This window comes from Sphingobacterium sp. UBA1498, assembly GCF_002325125.1.
In the GTDB taxonomy this organism is placed as follows: Bacteria; Bacteroidota; Bacteroidia; order Sphingobacteriales; family Sphingobacteriaceae; genus Sphingobacterium.
In genome coordinates this window covers 252,196-271,905 of record NZ_DCRG01000032.1, presented here as the reverse complement: position 1 = coordinate 271,905, position 19,710 = coordinate 252,196, and the positions used below count along the sequence as shown (strand labels likewise).

The following is a 19,710-nucleotide window of genomic DNA, read 5'->3' as shown; positions in this document are numbered from 1 at the left end:
TTCTTTTTTGAGGTAGCCATTAAAAATCCATATTGAGACTTAAGGAGAACGTTCTGGAGCGCGGGTAGAACGAACTGTCAAACCCACTCGGAACCTCGGGGTCCATACCACTATATTGGCTCACAATAAAAACATTCTGTGCTACTGCACCCACGCGTAAATTGGAAATCTTGCCCACTTTGCCAAAATTGTAATTCACGGAAAGATTTTCCATTCGAAGGAAGGAAGCATTTTCAACGTAGTAATCTGAATAATACTGTCTAGTTTGAAATCCCGTATGCAAGTAATCCCGATGAAGGTTATTGATCGACGGATCCACATATTGAACGGTTTCCCACGCACTGAGGTTCATTTTTGTATTATTGAAGACGTAGTTCCCCAAATTTGCGCGTAACGTAGTAGCTGCTGTCCATTTTTTGTACGTTAGCTGAGTATTGAAACCGAACAGCCATTTTGCGGCCGGGGATTGATAGCGATACAGGTCTTTTTCATTGATCGCACCATCACCATTCAGATCAGCGTACACGCCTTCCAACGGTTTTCCTGCCTCGTTGTACAATTGCTTGTACACATAAAACATGTAAGGTTGATATCCTGTTGTCAGGATCTGTATGCCACGGCCACTGACATTAGGACCGACGTACGTTCCAACCGCATTCGCATCCTGTACCAAGGCTATATTGGTTACTTTTGTGTGTTGATTGGTTGCATTGATATTAACTTCCCAACGCAGGTTATCTTTTTGAATAGGGACGGTATTCAATTGAAATTCGAAACCACTACTTTCAACATTTCCGACGTTAATGGTTGCGTTCTGGTCAAAGTTTGTTCCTGCCGCCACCGGCACATTGGCCAGTAGATCATGTGTTTTTCTTGTATAATATTCAATTGCACCAGATACCCTATTCTTCCATAGTCCAAAATCCAGACCATAGTTAAATGCTTTGGTTGTCTCCCAGCGTAAATCCCTGTTGTAGACCGATGGCCGATACACCAGATGATACTGATCGCCAAACCGATATTGGGCATAAGCGGTTCCCAAATTATAAACCGGCAAATACTCATAATTGCCGATACCTTCCTGCTGTCCTGTTATACCATAACTTGCACGGAGCTTCAAATCGTCCAAAAACGAGATGCCTTTCATGAAAGATTCCTGTGAAAGACGCCATGCCAAGGCGACAGAAGGAAATGTTCCCCAGCGATTTTCTGGACTGAATCGTGATGTACCGTCCTTCCGGACCGTTGCTGTCAGTAAATAACGACTGTCGTAATTGTAGTTGATCCGACCATACCAAGAGATCAGCGTATGGCGCTCGTCTGATGCGATAGCGGTAGAACGTATATCGCCTGCTTCATTATAGTACACGATCGGTGGGCGCCCTGCACTCCAATATTGATAATCGTGGCCAGCAGTAATGTCAACCGTGCTTTTTAAGTTTGCAAAAAACTTGTTATAATTTAGATAACCTGTGAATAGTTTATTTTTAAGAGTCTGTTCATAACGGTCAAAAGCGCCTCCAATCGTAAAATTATTGGCTGCACTTGCAGGAATTAGATTTGACCCATTCCCTTTCGCATAGTCATATCCGAGCGTTACGTGAGCTTTTAATTCGGGTAGCATATGAAACTTATAATCAAGATCAAGATTACCTACAGCTCGATTGACTGTACTAAGGTGCTTCTCCTGACGAAGCAGGCCCAGTGGATTGAGATTTGCACCTGTTGCTGGGAGACCGGCATTGTCGAGACTCTCATAATAACCCCCATAAGCAGCTACCCCAGAGTAAACGGGCTGCGTGGGATTGAACGCCACAGCAGACCATATCGCTTCGGTATTGGCAAAACTGTTGTTATTTCGGGCTCCTTTAACATTCAGGTTTACCGCGAGGTGTTTGTTAAAAAATGTCGGATTTAGCACAAACGCCCCCGTCATACGCTCCGTCTTGTCGGTGCGCAAGGTTCCCTGCTGATTGTAATAGCCAGCAGAAGCTCGAAAAGGCAACGTCTTACCGATCTTTCCCTGCAAACTTAAATTATTGTCCGTTCCTATGGCATCCTGAAAAACCTCAGAAAGCCAATCTGTCGAGGCATTACCCAATAGCGCTTTTTGCGCAGAAGTTCCCTTGCTATTGATCAGGTTAGCAAATTCATCGCGCGACATCATATCAGCCACACCCATCGCCTGCTGCATGGACACAATGGAGGAAAAAGAAAGCCGTAATGTATCCCCTTTTCCTTTCTTAGTCGTAATCAACAATACCCCATTTGATGCACGAGATCCATAAATCGCTGTGGAGGATGCATCTTTGAGCACGGTCATGCTTTCAATATCATTGGGATTGATCAGACTGAGAAAATTGCCACTGTTGCCGCTGATGCCACCAGTTTCCAAAGGTACCCCATCCAACACGATCAGTGGATCGTTGCTGGCACTCAAAGAAGCCCCACCACGAATACGTATGGTACTTCCCGAGGAAGGCGAACCACTGTTGGACATCACCTGTACGCCAGCCGTTTTCCCATTGATCAGCTGTTCGGGAGAACCGACCAATCCCGTATTAAAATCTTTGCTACCTACCGTGTTGACGGCACCCGTTAGATCCTTTTTTGTACTACTGCCATAACCTACGATAACCAGCTCTTCCAAAACATTTCCCGCCGATACCATCTTAATATCTAAAGATGTTCCCGATACCGATAAGGTTTGACTGGTATACCCCACTATCGAGAATGATAGTTGCGATTTGCCCTTCGGCAATGAAATACGATAAGTACCATCGTTGGCCGTAGAAGTCCCCACGGTGGTTCCAGTCACCAACACCGTAACACCGGCCATCGGTTGCCCCTGTTCATTGCGGACTACCCCCCGGACATCCTGTTGTTGCATCAACCTGATCCATTTACTCTCCCCTTTTGTTGCCGCATAGAGCTGCGTTTCCCCAAGGCAGGATAGCAATGACAAGCCTAATAAACTTGTTTTAAATGCAAAACCTTTCATTTTTTTTAATTTATGTGTTTATAATTGTTTCTTTCCTTTGCTGCAATTCCTTCGCTACACTCACCTTAGCGCTCGATTCGGCCAATTTGCCAAACTACTGTTTTTATACACTACTCCAGCCAGACCGCGGCTACAGACAGCACAACGCCCGCCATATTTTCGCCTGAGATAATGAGCTTTTCGATCGCTCTTTTATCAAATTGATCAGAAACTACCGGTTTAAAAAACCGTTCAAGAAAAACGGGATAAGGGGCAGGCAACAAAGCCGTTGGTACCAGCTGTAAATCTGTTAAATCCAGGCAAACCAACGTTTCAGTAGCTGAAACTGCATCTATTTTTTTGACGTAGGTGTACCCTTTCTTTGTGACAAAACCTGCTTTTAGCGTCGGATTGCCACCGGTATGTTTTAAGAGTATACAAAGTTTTTTAACATGTTCGAGCCCCACTGGCCGATCAAGAATTTTTGTTCTTATATCTTTAAGCCAGAAATACTGGGCACTCGAATCCTTGCCGTGAAAGCTAAACGCCCAGAGAGGCAGCTTCCCTAAATGCTGCTGTTGCCATTCTGCAGTTATATAAGCGGTTTCCGGAATGGCGAAGGTCTCGAATGTAGCGACCTTGGACAATGATTCAAACAGCGAAATTGGTGCATGCTGGTCATATAATCCGACCGTCCAATAGCTATTGACGCGATAGTCCCAGTCGAGCGGAGCTCCGGCCTGATTGTCAGGATAAGTAAACTGTTTGCCACCAACGAACACTGTGGCCGTATATTTTAACGCATTGCCCGTTAACAATGCTGCCGGAATATCCGCCTCATACCTATAACTATCTTTCGGAATCAGCTTGATGTAAGGATTATGTTCGTTCCAAAATGAGACCTGATCCGTCTGTAAAATAATCGAATCGGGCTGCTGTTCAAAGATGTAGCGGAACTCCAATTTGGCGCTGCGCCCTTTCTCCAGTGCCTCGGGCTGCTGGTGTATTAACAAAGTTTGTTTCAGCGGCGCAGCTGCTGGCGCATAATATTCACCCAGACTACCATTTTTCCAGGGTGAAGAGGCTGTCCAGCTATTTTTTAGCTGCACATGCTTTCGCTTAAGCAGGTAAACTCCTGGTTCAACGCTGAAGCTGGTTTTTGGTACTATAAGATCTCCAATCACCCCAGTTTTATGTGAAAGTTGCTGCACGGTGAACATCTCGCCAAGGTCAGGAATTTGAATATCGATCGCCTGAGATCGGTACAAGATATGTACCACCTCGCGGCTTGGCGACGGCTTGGCAAAAGGATCGGCGATTTTTTCTGCATCCGGCATCACTTCCAAACGCCATAAGCCTTCTTCCAAACGATCCAAAAAATACGCACCAGATCCGCTATAATCCACCACAGGCGAAGAACCATGGCCGGCAATATGCATCAATTTCTCTGGCTTTACAGGTTTGACTGCTGTATTATTCGTATAAAAATATTTATCCGGCGCATTCATCATGGCGAGATCCTGATCATAGCTCACCTCAAAATCGCCAAAAGAAGTATTCTGCGGGTATGGATTAAATTTTTTATTCCTGGGGATCGTATAGGCCACCTCGGCAGCAATTAACGTACTCAATGCTTTCGCCGGTGTGTAGGCTAAATTGAGATAATGGGTCTGATATTCGGTATTGTAGGCGGCGATATCCATCGGATCGTAAGCAAATTGCGTGATCCACTGAAATCCAGCCGAACGAAATGTACGACTCATCGCGGGATGCAGGTAGCTGTAGAGATTGTCTGCAGGATCATACTCGTATACTGCCTTTGCTTTATTGGCAAACCCTTTCAAGTTTGCAAAGGGAATGTGGTACTGATCGATGTAAGGAAGGAAATTCCCCAGACGTTCTCTTCCTGCAACCAGTCCCACAGGATACCATTGATAGGTGGTTCCTTGGATATCAGCATTGAAATAAGCCTGCACATGATCCATATTATGGCTGACATTATAGAAAACCGGCTTTTTATTACCACTTTTTTTCATGGCCTTAACCATCCGTGCAATATAGTCCGAAGTCGTTTGAACGGTACCCGTATGGCACGGCTCGTTATTAATTTCAAATCCAATAACGTAAGGATCTTCCTGATAAGCGTAGCCTGTATAAGGATTGACATGGCGAAGCAACTGGCTGATATACTTTTCCTGTGCTGCGATTGCTTGTGGATTGGCATGGATCTGACACTTATCATAATGGTAGGTAAAGGCATCCGTATTTTCATTTTTTTCGGGATAGCCATTTCCAAAATTCGTCATGCCGGTAATTAAAATCCGGATGCCACGCTCCTGCAGTTTGAAAAAGAGGTAGTCCAATAGATCCAGGTGTTCATTGCTCATCAAGTTTCCATTTCGGTCCGAGATCTCCACATCCCAGATATGGATACGATAAGCATTATACCCCAAACGGGCAAAGTGGTAAACGTCCCGATCAATGGCCTGCTTACGGTCGATTCCTCTAGCCTGAAGTGCCCGAAAGGCATGGGCAAAAGGAACGGTATAGTTGACCCCATAAAATGAAGCCTCAGCTCTGCTGTCGGACCAGCGCATCACACCTTCGTGATCAACAAAGACCGTAGGAACATTTGTATTGGCCTTAACCTGTGCATAGGTATTGGCGTACCCCAAAAGAGCAAGGCAGCATAAAATAATTACACGCATGGATTGTATCGATTTATAATTTTTTGGTTATTACGATTACAAACCTATCAAACCACATTATTTTTTAAGGCCACATATCGGACAAAGAACAACACAAATTGGACATCTCCACATCTCTCATCCATTAGACAATACTGACCAACAATACGTTACGAATAAGACTCCATATAAACCTTTGGTGACATACCAAATTCCGACTGAAAACATTTTGAGAAATACGACGAATTGGAGAATCCGACCATATACATCACCTCGGCTACAGTAAACTTCTTTTGCTGTAGCAACAGCGCGGCTTTTTTGATGCGGATACTGCGAATATATTCCACAGGAGTATACCCCGTGAGCTGCTTCATTTTTCGGTAGAGTTGCCTTGCCGCTACATCAGTGAGTTCGCTGAGCCGCTGTACGGAAAATTCCGAATCGTCCATATTTTCTTCAATCAACTGCGTTACTTTTGCTAGGAATTTTTCATCTGGTGAATGTACCGCAACTGGTTCTGCTGGTTGACTGATTTGATCGATACGCACTTGAGCGACAATCTTATTTTTCCTTTCCAGGAGCTGCTGTAGCTGCATTTGCAGCAAATCCAGATCGAAAGGCTTAGCTATATAAGCATCTATGCCAACAGCTACCCACTCACGTCTGATGAGCTCATCGCTTTGCGCAGTTAACAAAATGATGGGTATTGTCGCTGTCAATGTATTTTGGCGCAGCTTTTTGACCATTTCAATGCCTCCCATATTGGGCATAATGGCATCTGTAATGATAATATCCGGCACAAAGCCATGCCCATCGATCAACCGTAATGCCTCACTTCCGTCACCAACGATACTGCAATCGTAATTTGTTTGAAGGGTATTTCTTAAAAAATCAGCAAGCTCGGCATTATCTTCGACGATCAACAGTTTTTTTCTGCTTGAGGTGTTGGTTCCGGCGGCAGGATTCTTGCTATTTATACGATCCTGCTTCCAGTAAAGCGTTGCAGTTGTGCCATTTTGATCGCTCGTTATCGCAATGTCCCATCCTAATTGTTCACAATAACTTTTGACTAAGTAAAGGCCTACTCCCGTTCCCTGTACCTCACTGACCTCTCTTAAAGAAGAGCGATAAAATTTGCTGAATATATAAGGGAAATCTTCCGAAGCTATGCCAATTCCGGTATCCCGAACGATCAGCTTAACGTCGTCACCATTTACTTCCAGCCGCAGGTTCACGCTACCCTCCGGTCGATTATACTTACAGGCGTTGGCGATCAGGTTGTTGACGATTGATCCTAATTTGGCAACATCCGTCTGTATAAAGACGCTCTCTACAGTCGTCGAAAATCCAATATGGATATTGCTGTATTCAGGCACTTGCTGCCATTCAGCTATAAGCTGTGCGCAATAATCGACCAGATCAATTTGAGAATTCAGCAATCCCTGTAAAGGCATTTGCTGCTGCTCCACCTGGTCAAAAGTCATCAATTCCTGAATAAGCTGACTGATCTTTAAGGCATTTCGATGTACGCCATCCAGCTGCTTCTTTTTATCGCTGTTCTTGGTCTGCCGCATCATTTGGCTCACGGGAGCCAAGATCAGACTCAAGGGTGTTTTCAGCTCATGCGATACAGCAGTTAGAAAATCCATTTTCATCTTTGTGAGCTCCTGAACCTTACGGCGCTCACGTCTCCCCCATTTCAGCGTACTGCGTACCCTGAAAAAGTTGACTATCCAGAGGATCAAGAAACCAGCAATGAGTACATAAAGACTTTTGGCCCAATAGGTCGCATACCAAGGGTAGCGTATTGTAATTGAATAGGTATAGATTTCAGAAACTACATGTCCAGCAATATCCACCCGCGCCAACTGAAGATCATAGCTTCCGGAATTTAAGTTGGACAGTAACACCTTATTATCTCCACGTTCCATTGGAATCCAGGTTTCATTTTTACCTTTAAACGAATAGGCAAGTCGATAGCCGAGATGATTTCCATAATCCAGGTCGGAAAACTCCAGCCGAAGGTTGTTCTGATCATGCGCTAAGGTGATTTCGTGTCGGTAGCGCAAACCATAATCATAACTACCAAACCTTTCATTATTGACATACACTGCGGTGAGTACAATCTTTTTCGAGCGGTCTACATCTGCTTCCTCCTTTTGTGCAGGCAACAAAACTACTTCATCAACCCCTCCCAGGATTACTTCGTCTCGCTCCGTATCGTAGTACATAGAAGATACACGCTGCCCATACCGCAATAATTCAGCCTTTAGACTTTGCTTATTAATCTGCCAGACTCCAGCACTCGTTGCTACCCAGATATAAGCATTGACTTCGGCCATAGCGGTCACTTCACCCTTGTCAACAGGATCAAAACGAATCAACGTGTTTTTTCCATCCGCTGCAATTCGTCGCAACTCGCCGTGTTCCCCTACCCACACCGTATGCTGTTTATCCTTGAGCATAAAGGTCGCGCGATCTAACGGGTGCCCCGCACTATCCGTCAGATCCCTGATCTTCCCAGTAGCCACATCAATGCTGCTGATTCCTTTGTTATAGAAAAGTGCCAAGATCTCTCCCCTTCCATTGTCGACAATCTGATTGGCGAAATCTTCTAAGAGGCCATCCTCTTTGCTGAAATTTCGGTTTGCGACGACCTGCCCAGTAGCTTCCAAGAGTCTATTTCTGTTGACCACAAATATTCCCCCCATATAGGAGGCTATCCACAGATTACCTTGTCCATCTTCCAGCATATTATAGGACCATTTCGCATTCCGTTTGCCGGTAGCATCGATAATCGTCAGGTTTTTAAACTGCTTGGTCTGCGCGTCGAACACATCGACTCCACCATCGGAAGCAATCCATACCAATCCCGCACGATCCTGATAGATATCGCGGATACGGTTATGGGTCAGCCGATAGGTTCCAGCATCCATCCGATACCAATTGCTTTCAGCATTTCTATCGCCCAGTCCATGTACCCGAATTAAACCATTGTCGCCACCCAGCCAATACCAACCGTTACGGTCCTTCGCAATTTTGTAAAAACGGTTACCGTCGTTACTTGCTGTCAATTGGTATATTGGAAGTGTTTTTTCTACCTTGCGATTAGACCACAATGAAAAGCCAAAATCCGTACCTAACCAGATATTTCCCGCTCGGTCTTTAAAGATACTCCATATAATATTATTGGCCAGCGAGTTTCTATTACGGGAATCATGTTTGATCCGCTTCACGAGCTGCTGATTCAGCTGATAAGTAAAAAGACCGTCATCTGTTCCGACCAATAAAGTGTTGGAATCTTTCGACGTCATCGCCTTGATCGGATGGTTCTGTAGCACAGGAGTCTTACGAAGCATATGTTTTTTAGCATCATACAAGTATAGCCCATATTCTGTCCCAATAAATGTTTTGCTTACCTCCGGAATAGAAAATATGGAATTTACAAATTGGTTGCTCCCTTTTTTATAATCGGGCAATGTTAAGGCAATAATCTCTTTATGAGCTGCATCTAACTCAAAAAGTCCATTATACGTGCCTATTAAGATGCTATCGTCGATCTTATCAAGTGCGTAAACGGCAGGTCTGCCTTTATTAGTAGGAAATGACTTGGTGTAGTCGATAAGTTTATGCGTCTTTATATCATAGCAGTACAAACCAGCAATGGAGCCTATCCATAATGTATTACCCACGACCAGTAGTGACCTGACGTCAGAAGGACCTCCTGAAGGGAAAGAATCGAAACGGTCTAACTGGTAATTATAGAGTAGAACGCCTTGTCCGGTACCCAACGCAAAATGCTTATCATCGACCATTTCAATACAATATACAAAGGTCTGAAAAGGATATTTAGTTCCCGTAAGCGGCTGCAGCGCATAGCCATCATAATTAAATAGGCCATTGTTACTTCCTAGCCATAGCATTCCCAAACTATCCTGCGCAAATGAGTGTACGGTATTTGCGTTCGTACCCAAAGAAATATTCCGGAAAGACGGATAATCCAGCGATTGTCCAACAACCGAAGTACTGATGAAGGAACAAAAAAATAAACAATAGAAATAAAAAGATTGCATTTCTCAAAAGCGCTATGCTACAAACTTAGTTAATTCTTATGGAATACATCATATGCCTAATGGAATACATCATAAGCGGTTTGGCACTGATATACGCCCCTTTTAATGACAAAGCCTGCCCGATGATAAATAATTAAATCAAACATTAAAACGTATACAACGTAACATCAATTTATGGCTAACACCAATTTTTAATCAATTTTTAGACAGTGATTCGTCATTGATTATTCAGTCCACACTGAGCAACCACTGAACAAGCACTGAACGAGCACTGAACAAGCAGTGCAAAATGGGTCAATTTGGTTACCAGTTGATTCTCATTTGCTGCCCCTAAAAAATAAGAGATAAAAAAAAGTTAGCAATCGTTTGTACAAAAAAAAGGCTAGGTCAACCACGAACCTAGCCTCTACAAAAAACAATCCTTTAACCTGCGTTTATTTAACTAATTAATACATTTCCGATCAAATAACAGTGTCCACGGCAAATCGTTTAAATTATTTTTATTTTTTTGATAGGTCCCATCAGAAGTTATATAACACGCGACCTTCAAAGTTAGGGTCATCTGTGATCAGCCAGCTATATCGTTCATACCAATCGTGCGGTATAGCTAACAAAATATAATAGCCAGACCTATACATAAAAAATTTTTTCAAACGAAGCCTGTGAAGTGTTGTTCTTTTTAAAAAAGTATATATGGCACATTTAGAAGTAAAACCTAAAAATGGAGCTCCTTGGTGGCTATGGCTCCTGCTATCACTCCTTGCATTGGGATTGGTCCTTTATTTTGTAAACCGCTACAACAGCGGCGCGCGGATAAATGAAGCTGCTCCAGATACAAGTGTAAATACCACAGCGCCACTAACGGATACCCTTTAGACCCTCGTAAAAAAATTGAATAACTCAAAAACTAAAGACATGGCATTAGAAGACAAAAACTATAATCATTTAATTGAACTCGGAGGAAGCGATTATGAAATAGTCGATGGAGAACCTGATATCCGCGGATGGAAAGTAAAAAATGAGGCTGGTCAATTGATCGGACAGGTAACCGATCTACTGTTTGATCCGCAGAGCCAACAGGTTCGCTATCTCCTCATCGACCTGAATGATGCTGAATTTGTTGTGGAGGAAGATAAGAAAATACTCGTACCCATAGGTCTTGCCTCGCTTTATGACGGCACGAAGATTCAGGCGAGTAATGATACCGCCTACCCAACTCCTCCCGTTGAGCCGGTTAATCCTGGCGAGATCTTTACTGTCGACGAGATTCCGACAGAAGAGCCTGCAACGGATTATCTATACAATCCTGCTGATGACGGAGAGGTGGTCGTGCTATCCATCACGGAAGATCAAGTCATTCGGCTGCCTGCTTACCACGCGCATCATGTCGATCCGGAAACGGAATTATCCATCCGTCACGTCTTTGAAGGCACAGGCGATGTTGGATTTGTCGTAAGCGACAATCGTTATGATCCATCCACATTCTATACGCATTATCACTTTAGTGAAGATACTTTTTATAGCGACGGAAAACAGATGGATACACTTCCTTCTGATCAAGCGCAACGGACTAGACGAGTGGCTGCTCGACACGACTATGGAACAGCACATGAGCCTGATACGCGCAGCGACAACAACCAACTATAACAAAATATAAATAAACTATATTGCACTCATTACGGCTTCGATATGCTATTTGCGAAGCCGTAATTAGCGTATAGAGGCATCATTACCTCTGGTGTAAACTCAATTGCAGCGTTTAAATACGCCTTGACAGTGTATTTTATTACCTAAACCACCACACCAACTACCTAAATTCCCTTGTAATTCGCCAAAATAGCATCATAATTGCATCCTGTTAAAAGACATCAATATAAATCGGTTATGAAAACATATTATAAAATTGTCAGCGAGAAAAACAGGAAAACGATCGGCAGATATTACGAAAAATATAGCTGGTATAAGTTGGATCGCGAGGAGCTTGCGCAAGAATTGCTTATCCGGGGCGGCTTTTTGATCATACTGACGTATATGCTATGGTAAAAAAATGACATTATAGCGATATCTATTTATAATTTCCAAACCATTTGCACGGTTGTGTTGTCTTATGTGTAAACTTAAATCAGACAACACATTGAACAGATTTACCCGAATTGCTTTAAAAACGCTTTTGTGGATTATTGGCGGAATCATTGGACTCTTCATTCTAATTATCTTTTTGCTGCGTCTTCCCTCGATACAGAATTATATTGCCGGAAAAGTAACCCATTATGTTGAAGGCAAAATTGGCACCCCCGTTAGAATTGGCTATATCAATATTGATTTTCCCAAAAAACTGGTCTTGGAAAACATCTATCTCGAAGATCAGAGTAAGGACACTTTAGTTGCTGGAAAGAGCATTGCGGTGGATATCAATATGCTAAAACTACTGAAAAATACGGTAGAGATCCAAAGTTTGGAAGCTGAGGGTATTACGGCCAAAATACAACGTACTTTACCCGACAGCGCCTTTAATTTCGATTATATCGTTAAGGCTTTTGCGTCTGAAAAAGAAAGTCAACCTACTGCTGATACCACATCCGCCCTGTTGTTTAACCTCGATAAAATTAAATTTTCAAAAATACATGTGGTCTATACCGACGAAGTAATCGGTACCGGTGCTGACGTCTATCTAGGCAGTTTAAACACCAATATAAAGAAGTTTGACCTCACGAACAACATGGCCTTTGAGCTGCCAAAAATTCATATCGACGGATTAAATGCCACTGTTAGGCAATGGAAACCCGCCGTAGATGGCTCGGGCCCTTCTGTTGAAGACTTTGGGATCAGCGATAAAACCGCGCAGACGACGTCCCTCCTCCCCGATGTCGGCATCCAAGTGGCAGACCTCAAAAATATTCTGGTCCGATATGAAGATCAGGCCAGCGCACTTAAATCCGAATTTAAGATAAAAAGCTTCCATGCCGACCTCAATAAAATTGATCTGAACAAAGAGTTTGTGGATATTCAAAAGCTTGATCTAGACGGGTCGGACAACAATGTCCTGCTGGGAAAAATTCAAAAAGCGTTGTCCGAAGAAGGAAAAGCTAATCCGACAAAAGCCGATGCTGCTCAAACAGATTCAAGTGCGGCTGGAAAAATGAATTGGGTGGTCTCGGCCAAAGACATCCGCATTAATAACACCAATATTCGTTTCAAAGATGACAACCAGCCCCGCATGAAAGGTTTCGATTATTTTAACATCCACATGCCGGGTCTCAAAACGCAACTGACTGATCTATACTATAGCGCCGATTCCATCAGCGGATCATTGAAAGAGCTCGTAGCTTCTGACCATTCTGGCTTCGTTATCAAGCAGCTGAAAGCCGATTTCAACTATACCAATACCGGTGCCGAAATCAAAAACCTATATGCGGAAACGCCAAGGACACTCATACGGGACTACTTCAAAATCAGTTACCCTTCACTAGATCTGATTGCCAAAAAACCAGAACTGATCACGGTGAATGCCAATATTAACAAAAGCCATATCGATATGCGGGATATCCGGCTTTTCGCACCCTTCCTCGATACCATGCAGGTGATGAAGCCGCTGCTCGACAAGAAATTTTATATCGACACCCGCGTTATTGGTCGTGTAGATGATCTTCATATCCCTACAATCGATTTTCAAACGTTATCAAATACGCGTCTGATCGCCAGCCTTCATCTAAAGGGGCTTCCCGACATGAACAAATTATCGGTAGACCTCAATTTGAAAAAACTGACGACAGGCCGTTCGGATATTGAAAAACTGGTTGCTAAGTCCATGCTGCCGAGTGGTATCGAACTACCCAACACCATCGGCCTAAACGGCACATTTAAGGGCGGAATGAATGCCTTTAACACCAAACTTGCATTGGTAACCGAAAAAGGAACTGCCAAACTCGATGGAAAGGTCCATATGACTAAACAAGATACCAGCTACGATGCCGCAGTCAGCGTCCGCGACTTCAACATCGGTCAGATCATGCAGATGGACAGTACCTTGGGCATTCTCTCATTTGAAGGAAAAATCAAAGGAAGGGGAACCGACCCCAAAAGACTTATGGCAAACTTTGACGGTAAAGTAAACCGGCTCGATGCCATGGGTTACCGCTATCACGATATCGGCATGAATCTTTCCGCAGATAAAGGTGCTATCAAAGCATCCGTTTTAAGTCCCGACCCAAATATCAAACTGAAACTAAATGCTACGGCAAATACAAGGGCTAAGTATCCCAAAGTGGCCTTTGAACTACTGGTCGACAGCATCAATCTGCAAAAGTTAAATTTAATGCCGGATGCTATCAGCTACCGGGGTAAGCTAAGCGGTAATTTTGCTACTGCTGATCCAAACTTCCTCAACGGTGAAGCACATATTACCAATTCGCTGATTCGATACAACAACGATCGTTATGCGCTGGACTCTGTATCGTTACTTGCCAAGGCCGATACGAGCCGCAACCAGCTGATCTTAAAATCTGATTTTTTGAATGCCCACCTGGTTGGCAAATACAAAATTCTGGAACTGCAAAGTGCCGTACAGGATCTTCTGCAGGTCTATTATAAACCAGAAAAACCCGTTTCGATTCCCCCCTACTCGCCGCAGCTCATCGAATTTTCGGCGCAGCTGACCCGAAATAGACTGATTCAGGATTTTCTTCCAGAACTCACTGAAATGAAAGCTATCAGTTTGGACGGCCTGTTTAACAGTGCGTCCAAAAACCTGTCAGCCAAGTTGGATGCACCGCGCATTGTTTATGGCGGTACAGAAATAAACAATGTAACCCTGGATATCAATAGTCTCGATAGTGCACTCTATTATTCGGCACTCATCAACAAGGTTAAAGTCAGCAGTATTGAGCTTACCAATACGGTTTTCAGCGGAAAGGTAGCTCAAAATAGGATTAATATGGGGCTGTGGATCAAAGATAAACAAGATAAAGAGCAATATCACGTTGGGGCAGACATGCAGGCGCGAAATGGACTATTTGAATTCAGTCTGCTGCAGGACGGCTTGATGCTCAACTACGATAAGTGGGATGTAGCCCCCAACAATACGCTGAAATTTGGTAGCGCCGGCCTATTGGCCAACAATTTTGTACTGCGAAACAAGGGCCAAGAATTGCGCATTGCTTCCCAAGATAGCCTGTTCAATTCACCGCTAAATGTAGCGTTCAACAATTTCCGTATCGAGACGCTGACCAAAATGGTGATGAGCGACAGTCTCGATGTGGGCGGCGGTATTAACGGACAAACCACACTATCACGACTGGAAAGTAGCCCTGTGTTTGTTGCAGATCTTGTGGTAGATAAGTTTTACTTCGGAAAAGATACCGTTGGCAATATTAATATCAAAGTCAATAATGCACGTGAAAACACCTTCAATGCCAATGTTAGCATTACCGAAAACGGAAATAATCTCGTTCTGAGTGGAGACTTTATCAATCCACCACAGGGTGATGCCACGCTTGACTTTACACTGGATGTCGCACCTCTAACCATGAAGACCGTACAGGCCTTTAGTATGGGTAACCTGAAAGACGCCAAGGGTAATCTCGAAGGTCAGCTAAAAATAACGGGCTCGCCTTCAAAACCACAGATCAGGGGCGACCTTAATTTTAGGGAAGCCGAGTTCAATGTTGCGATGCTCAATTCACTTTTTAAAGCAAAAGATGAACAGATCCGTTTTGACCAAAACGGTATATCCTTCCCAAATTTCGAGCTGGAAGATAGCAAAGGGAATATGGCTCAAGTTAGCGGTTCGATCCGTACACAGACCTACACCGATTTTGACTTTGACCTCAACATCGCTATGGACAACTTTGAAGTACTAAATTCCACGCAAGCGGACAACGATATGTTTTATGGAAAAATGTATCTTGGCACGAATCTGCAAATCGGCGGAAATCTGGACAAACCGATTGTGGATGGTACCATCAAGGTGCTCGATAGCACCGATTTTACGCTGGTGATGCCCAACAATGAGCCTGGGATGGCCGACCGGAAAGGGGTGGTTGAATTTGTGGACAAACGCGATACCGCAACGGCGAATGCACTTGCCCGACTAGATTCCATGACCGTCACGAAACTCACCGGAATAGACGTCGACCTCAATCTACAGACCGATAAGGATGCCAAGTTTAAGATTTTGCTCGACGCAGGTTCTCAGGATGCCCTCAACATTCAAGGGGAAGCCGAACTGAATGCCGGGGTGGATGCAAGCGGTAAAATTACGATGTCAGGTACATTTACCGTGGAGAAAGGAAGCTATTCATTCAGCTTTGGACCTGTCAGCAGAGACTTTACCTTTCAAAAAGGAAGCACAATAACCTGGAATGGCGATCCTTTGGACGCACAGCTGAACATAACTGCCGTATACACGTTGAAGGCGCCAACGTTAGAATTGGTTGCGCCACAGCTCGGTACCCAAAATGCTAACTTATATAAACAAAAGATTCCATTCGACGTGCTGTTGAAGATCTCGGATCAATTGTTTCAGCCACAGCTCAACTTTGATATCGATCTAAATGCCAATAATGCCATTGTATCGCAGGATGTTATCAGTAAGGTGGACAACGCTCTGACGACATTGCGCGATAACCCATCTGATCTTAACAAACAAGTATTCTCGCTGATTGTACTGGGTAGGTTTATGTCAGCCAATCCATTTGAAAGCCTTTCTGGCGGTGGTGGTACAGAAGCACTGGTACGGAATAGCGTCAGTTCGTTTTTGAGTGCTCAGCTAAACCGACTCGCTTCGGATTTGATCACTGGGGTGGAGCTCGATTTCAACCTCACGTCGGAAGACGATTACAGCACCGGCGCGGCACAGACACGTACCGACCTAAACATTGGCGTCTCCAAGATGTTACTCAACGACCGCCTGAAAGTCAGCATCGGATCTAATTTTGAGGTAGAAGGAAATTCTCGTCCCGGGGAGGCTTCCAATAACATTGCAGGTGATATCCAACTGGATTACCAACTCTCTCAAGATGGACGCTACTTTGCGCGCTTCTACCGTAAAAATCAGTATCAGGTTACCCTGCAGGGGCAATTTGTTGAAACCGGAATCGGATTCATTATCAACATGGACTACAATAGATTTAAGGAGATCTTTATGCGCTCCAAAAAATTGAAGGAATTTTACGATACCGGCAGCAAAAAGTTTAGGAAACGCTTTGATGTGGACCGTATGGAGCAGGATTCGGCTTATCGCGATAGTGTTAGAACAGTGATACGCGACAGTCTAATGCTTCATAGCCCAGAATACCGCAAACGGATTGAAGAGCAGAAAAAAGAACAGCAACGCCGCCAGGAGGTGGATAGCACAACAAATAGGACGCAAAAAAATAATGCGCCGAAACATTTAGATACGATTAAAACTACAGCGATTAAAAATGAAGATGAGGAAAGGGCTTACCATGCAAATTAAATTACAATGGCTTATGGCCTTAGTGACAATAGGGGGACTAATTGCTGCTTGTTCTTCGACTAAGAACCTGCCTGAAGGTGAGAGTTTATATGTCAAAGGGAATGTCAAGATAGCATCGGATACCATTTCAAAGAAAAACAAAGAAAAGCTGGCGACCTATTTAGCGGAGTCGCTTCGCCCCAAGCCCAATAAGCGGGTATTGGGAATGCCCTACAAGCTTTATTTCAATAACATGGCCGGTGATACAGCCCAAAGCAATTTTATCAAACGATTTCTCAAAAAGATCGGCGAAGAACCGGTGCTGCTAAGCGATGTAAACCGAGAATACAATGAGAATCTTCTCCGCAATAGACTGGAGAATATTGGTTTTTTCAATGCAGAAGTCACCTCAGACACCATCGTCGAAAATAAAAAAGCTACGGTAGACTATACCGCCACCCCTAATTTGATTTACCGCATAAAATCCGTCACTTTCGACGTCGACAGCACAACCCAACTCGGCCGCGATATTCGGGAGACCTCAAGCGCGAGCCTCTTGCGGGTCAATAACAACTATAGTCTTGACGTGGTGCTCAATGAAAGGGATCGCATCGACAATGTATTGAAAAACAAAGGCTATTATTACTTTAGTCCAGACTACATCCTCGTGCAGGTAGACAGTACAATCGGCGACCACAAAGTCAACCTCTATGTGACGGTCAAAAAGGAAACGCCTGAACAGGCGCGGATCCCTTCCAAGATTAACAAGATTTATATCTACCCCAACTATAACGAGACCGGGACGGGATACCAACGTTCGGCCAGAAATGCTGAATTATTCGACAGCAGTTATTATTTTATCGATCCAAATCATACCTTTCGCAAACCCGTTATTGCAAATCACATCTTTTTCAAAGAGGGCGATCTGTATAACCGGGATAACCACAACAGGACCATCAGCCATCTCGTGAACCTGAATAGCTGGAAATTTGTTAAAAACAACTTTGTCGATAGCAAAGAGGTGCCCAATGGGCTGGATGTTTACTATTACCTTACACCGTTGCCCAAGAAGTCCATCCGGGTAGAGCTACTGGGCAAAATGGCCAGCGTGTACAACGGGACCGAAGTCAATGTCAACTGGACCTTGCGTAACGCCTTTAAAGGTGCCGAAAAGCTTAATATCAATGTATTCGGCGGTTACGAATTACAGACGGGTGGCAATGCTGATCTCAACTCCAGCTATTTCCGCTACGGTACCGAGGCTACGCTGACTTTCCCCCGCATACTAACGCCATTTGGCACCATCAATCCGTCGCGCCAATTTATTCCGAATACCTATATCAAAGCACGTTACGAATTTTTAAATCGGAGAAAAGCCTATACCCTCAATTCCATTGCTTTGGACTATGGATATACCTGGCAGGAGAACGAAGAGAAACAGCATGATCTGGCATTGATGGAAATTACCTATGTGCAACCGCGGGGTATTTCAGAAAGCTACAAAAATCAGATGGATACCATTCCCGCGCTACGCCATGTGATAGACCCCCAATTCACCATTGGTCCCAACTATAATTTCACCTTTCAGAATACCATGAAAAAACATCTACAGAACACCTTTTATTTTAAGGGAAATCTGGACTTTTCGGGCAATATTCTGGGGCTTATTAAAGGCGCGGACTTTAATAAGGGCAAAACCTTTAAACTCTTCGACGCCTACTTCTCGCAATATATCAAAGCAAGTGTTGACGGTAGGCATTATTTCAAGCTTAGCGAAAATTCACAGCTTGCCTCGCGGGTAAGTATCGGGATGAGCTACTCGTATGGCAATTCACGTTCCCTCCCCTATTTGAAACAATATTATGTGGGCGGACCAAATAGCATCCGTGCCTTTGGTGCGCGTGCAATCGGACCGGGTACTGTGGCACCAGAACGTCTTGGTAATGGCCTTTTTTACGCCGATCAGACCGGTGATATCAAACTGGAGCTCAATACCGAATACCGCGCAAAAATTACTGGCCCAATACATTGGGCAGCCTTTATTGACGCTGGGAATGTATGGCTTCAGCGTGAAGATGAGACCAAACCGGGAGGAAAATTTAGTAAAGATTTTCTCCAGGAGCTTGCTGTGGGCGGTGGACTAGGATTACGTTTCGACTTTACCTTCCTGATCCTGCGTACCGACTTTTCTATTCCACTCCGCGTTCCTTACTTACCGAAGGGTGAGCGCTGGGTGTTAAAGGATATCGATTTTGGAAGTTCCAGATGGCGTAAAGACAATTTGATGTTTAACCTTGCGATCGGTTACCCGTTCTAAGGGATGTGGGATTGTTTCAAGCAGCTGAGTGCTATAAAGCGTAATTTCTATGCTACCGCAGCTAATCAGGGTTTCGAAGGAAAAGAATGCGGACGATCTTTCGCCTTTGATGCTGCGGACGATTATTGTAGGACTTTAGTACTACGATCTATTCCAACAGTTTCGCAGTTCTTATGAATTGAAGTCTTTAAAGCAGCTATGTTTTTTAAAAAAGTGTC

General features: G+C 44.0%; 8 protein-coding genes. 5 read left to right on the top strand and 3 right to left on the bottom strand.

The window, feature by feature from the left end:
- Window positions 1-19: 19 nt before the first annotated feature.
- The 3 genes from B3139_RS18130 to B3139_RS18120 all read right to left on the bottom strand — a co-directional run bounded on the left by B3139_RS18130 (window position 20) and on the right by B3139_RS18120 (window position 9,740).
- On the bottom strand, window positions 20-3,001 hold the full coding sequence (locus tag B3139_RS18130; protein WP_293884948.1) for a SusC/RagA family TonB-linked outer membrane protein: 2,982 nt from the start codon (window positions 2,999-3,001) through the stop codon (window positions 20-22).
- Window positions 3,002-3,111: 110 nt separating this feature from the next.
- A complete protein-coding gene (locus B3139_RS18125) occupies window positions 3,112-5,688 on the bottom strand; it encodes a hypothetical protein (RefSeq protein WP_293884947.1) in 2,577 nt (858 codons plus the stop codon).
- 149 nt (window positions 5,689-5,837) lie between these two features.
- Window positions 5,838-9,740 (bottom strand): ATP-binding protein, encoded by a 3,903-nt coding sequence (locus B3139_RS18120; RefSeq protein ID WP_293884946.1) that lies wholly within the window; start codon window positions 9,738-9,740, stop codon window positions 5,838-5,840.
- Window positions 9,741-10,433: 693 nt separating this feature from the next.
- Between B3139_RS18120 and B3139_RS18115 the strand changes: the two genes are divergently transcribed.
- The 5 genes from B3139_RS18115 to B3139_RS18095 all read left to right on the top strand — a co-directional run bounded on the left by B3139_RS18115 (window position 10,434) and on the right by B3139_RS18095 (window position 19,492).
- Window positions 10,434-10,616, top strand: a complete 183-nt coding sequence (locus tag B3139_RS18115; protein ID WP_293884945.1) for a hypothetical protein — start codon at window positions 10,434-10,436, stop codon at window positions 10,614-10,616.
- Between the two features lie 39 nt (window positions 10,617-10,655).
- Entirely contained in the window at window positions 10,656-11,387 is a 732-nt protein-coding gene (locus B3139_RS18110; RefSeq protein WP_293884944.1) for a PRC-barrel domain-containing protein, read from the top strand.
- Window positions 11,388-11,624: 237 nt separating this feature from the next.
- Window positions 11,625-11,783, top strand: coding sequence for a hypothetical protein (locus B3139_RS18105; RefSeq protein WP_293884943.1), 159 nt, complete (start codon window positions 11,625-11,627; stop codon window positions 11,781-11,783).
- Between the two features lie 91 nt (window positions 11,784-11,874).
- Complete coding sequence (locus B3139_RS18100; RefSeq protein ID WP_293884942.1) at window positions 11,875-17,196, top strand: translocation/assembly module TamB domain-containing protein; 5,322 nt, start codon at window positions 11,875-11,877, stop codon at window positions 17,194-17,196.
- Entirely contained in the window at window positions 17,162-19,492 is a 2,331-nt protein-coding gene (locus tag B3139_RS18095; protein WP_293884941.1) for a BamA/TamA family outer membrane protein, read from the top strand. The genes B3139_RS18100 and B3139_RS18095 overlap by 35 nt, the downstream gene beginning before the upstream one ends.
- Window positions 19,493-19,710 lie beyond the last annotated feature (218 nt).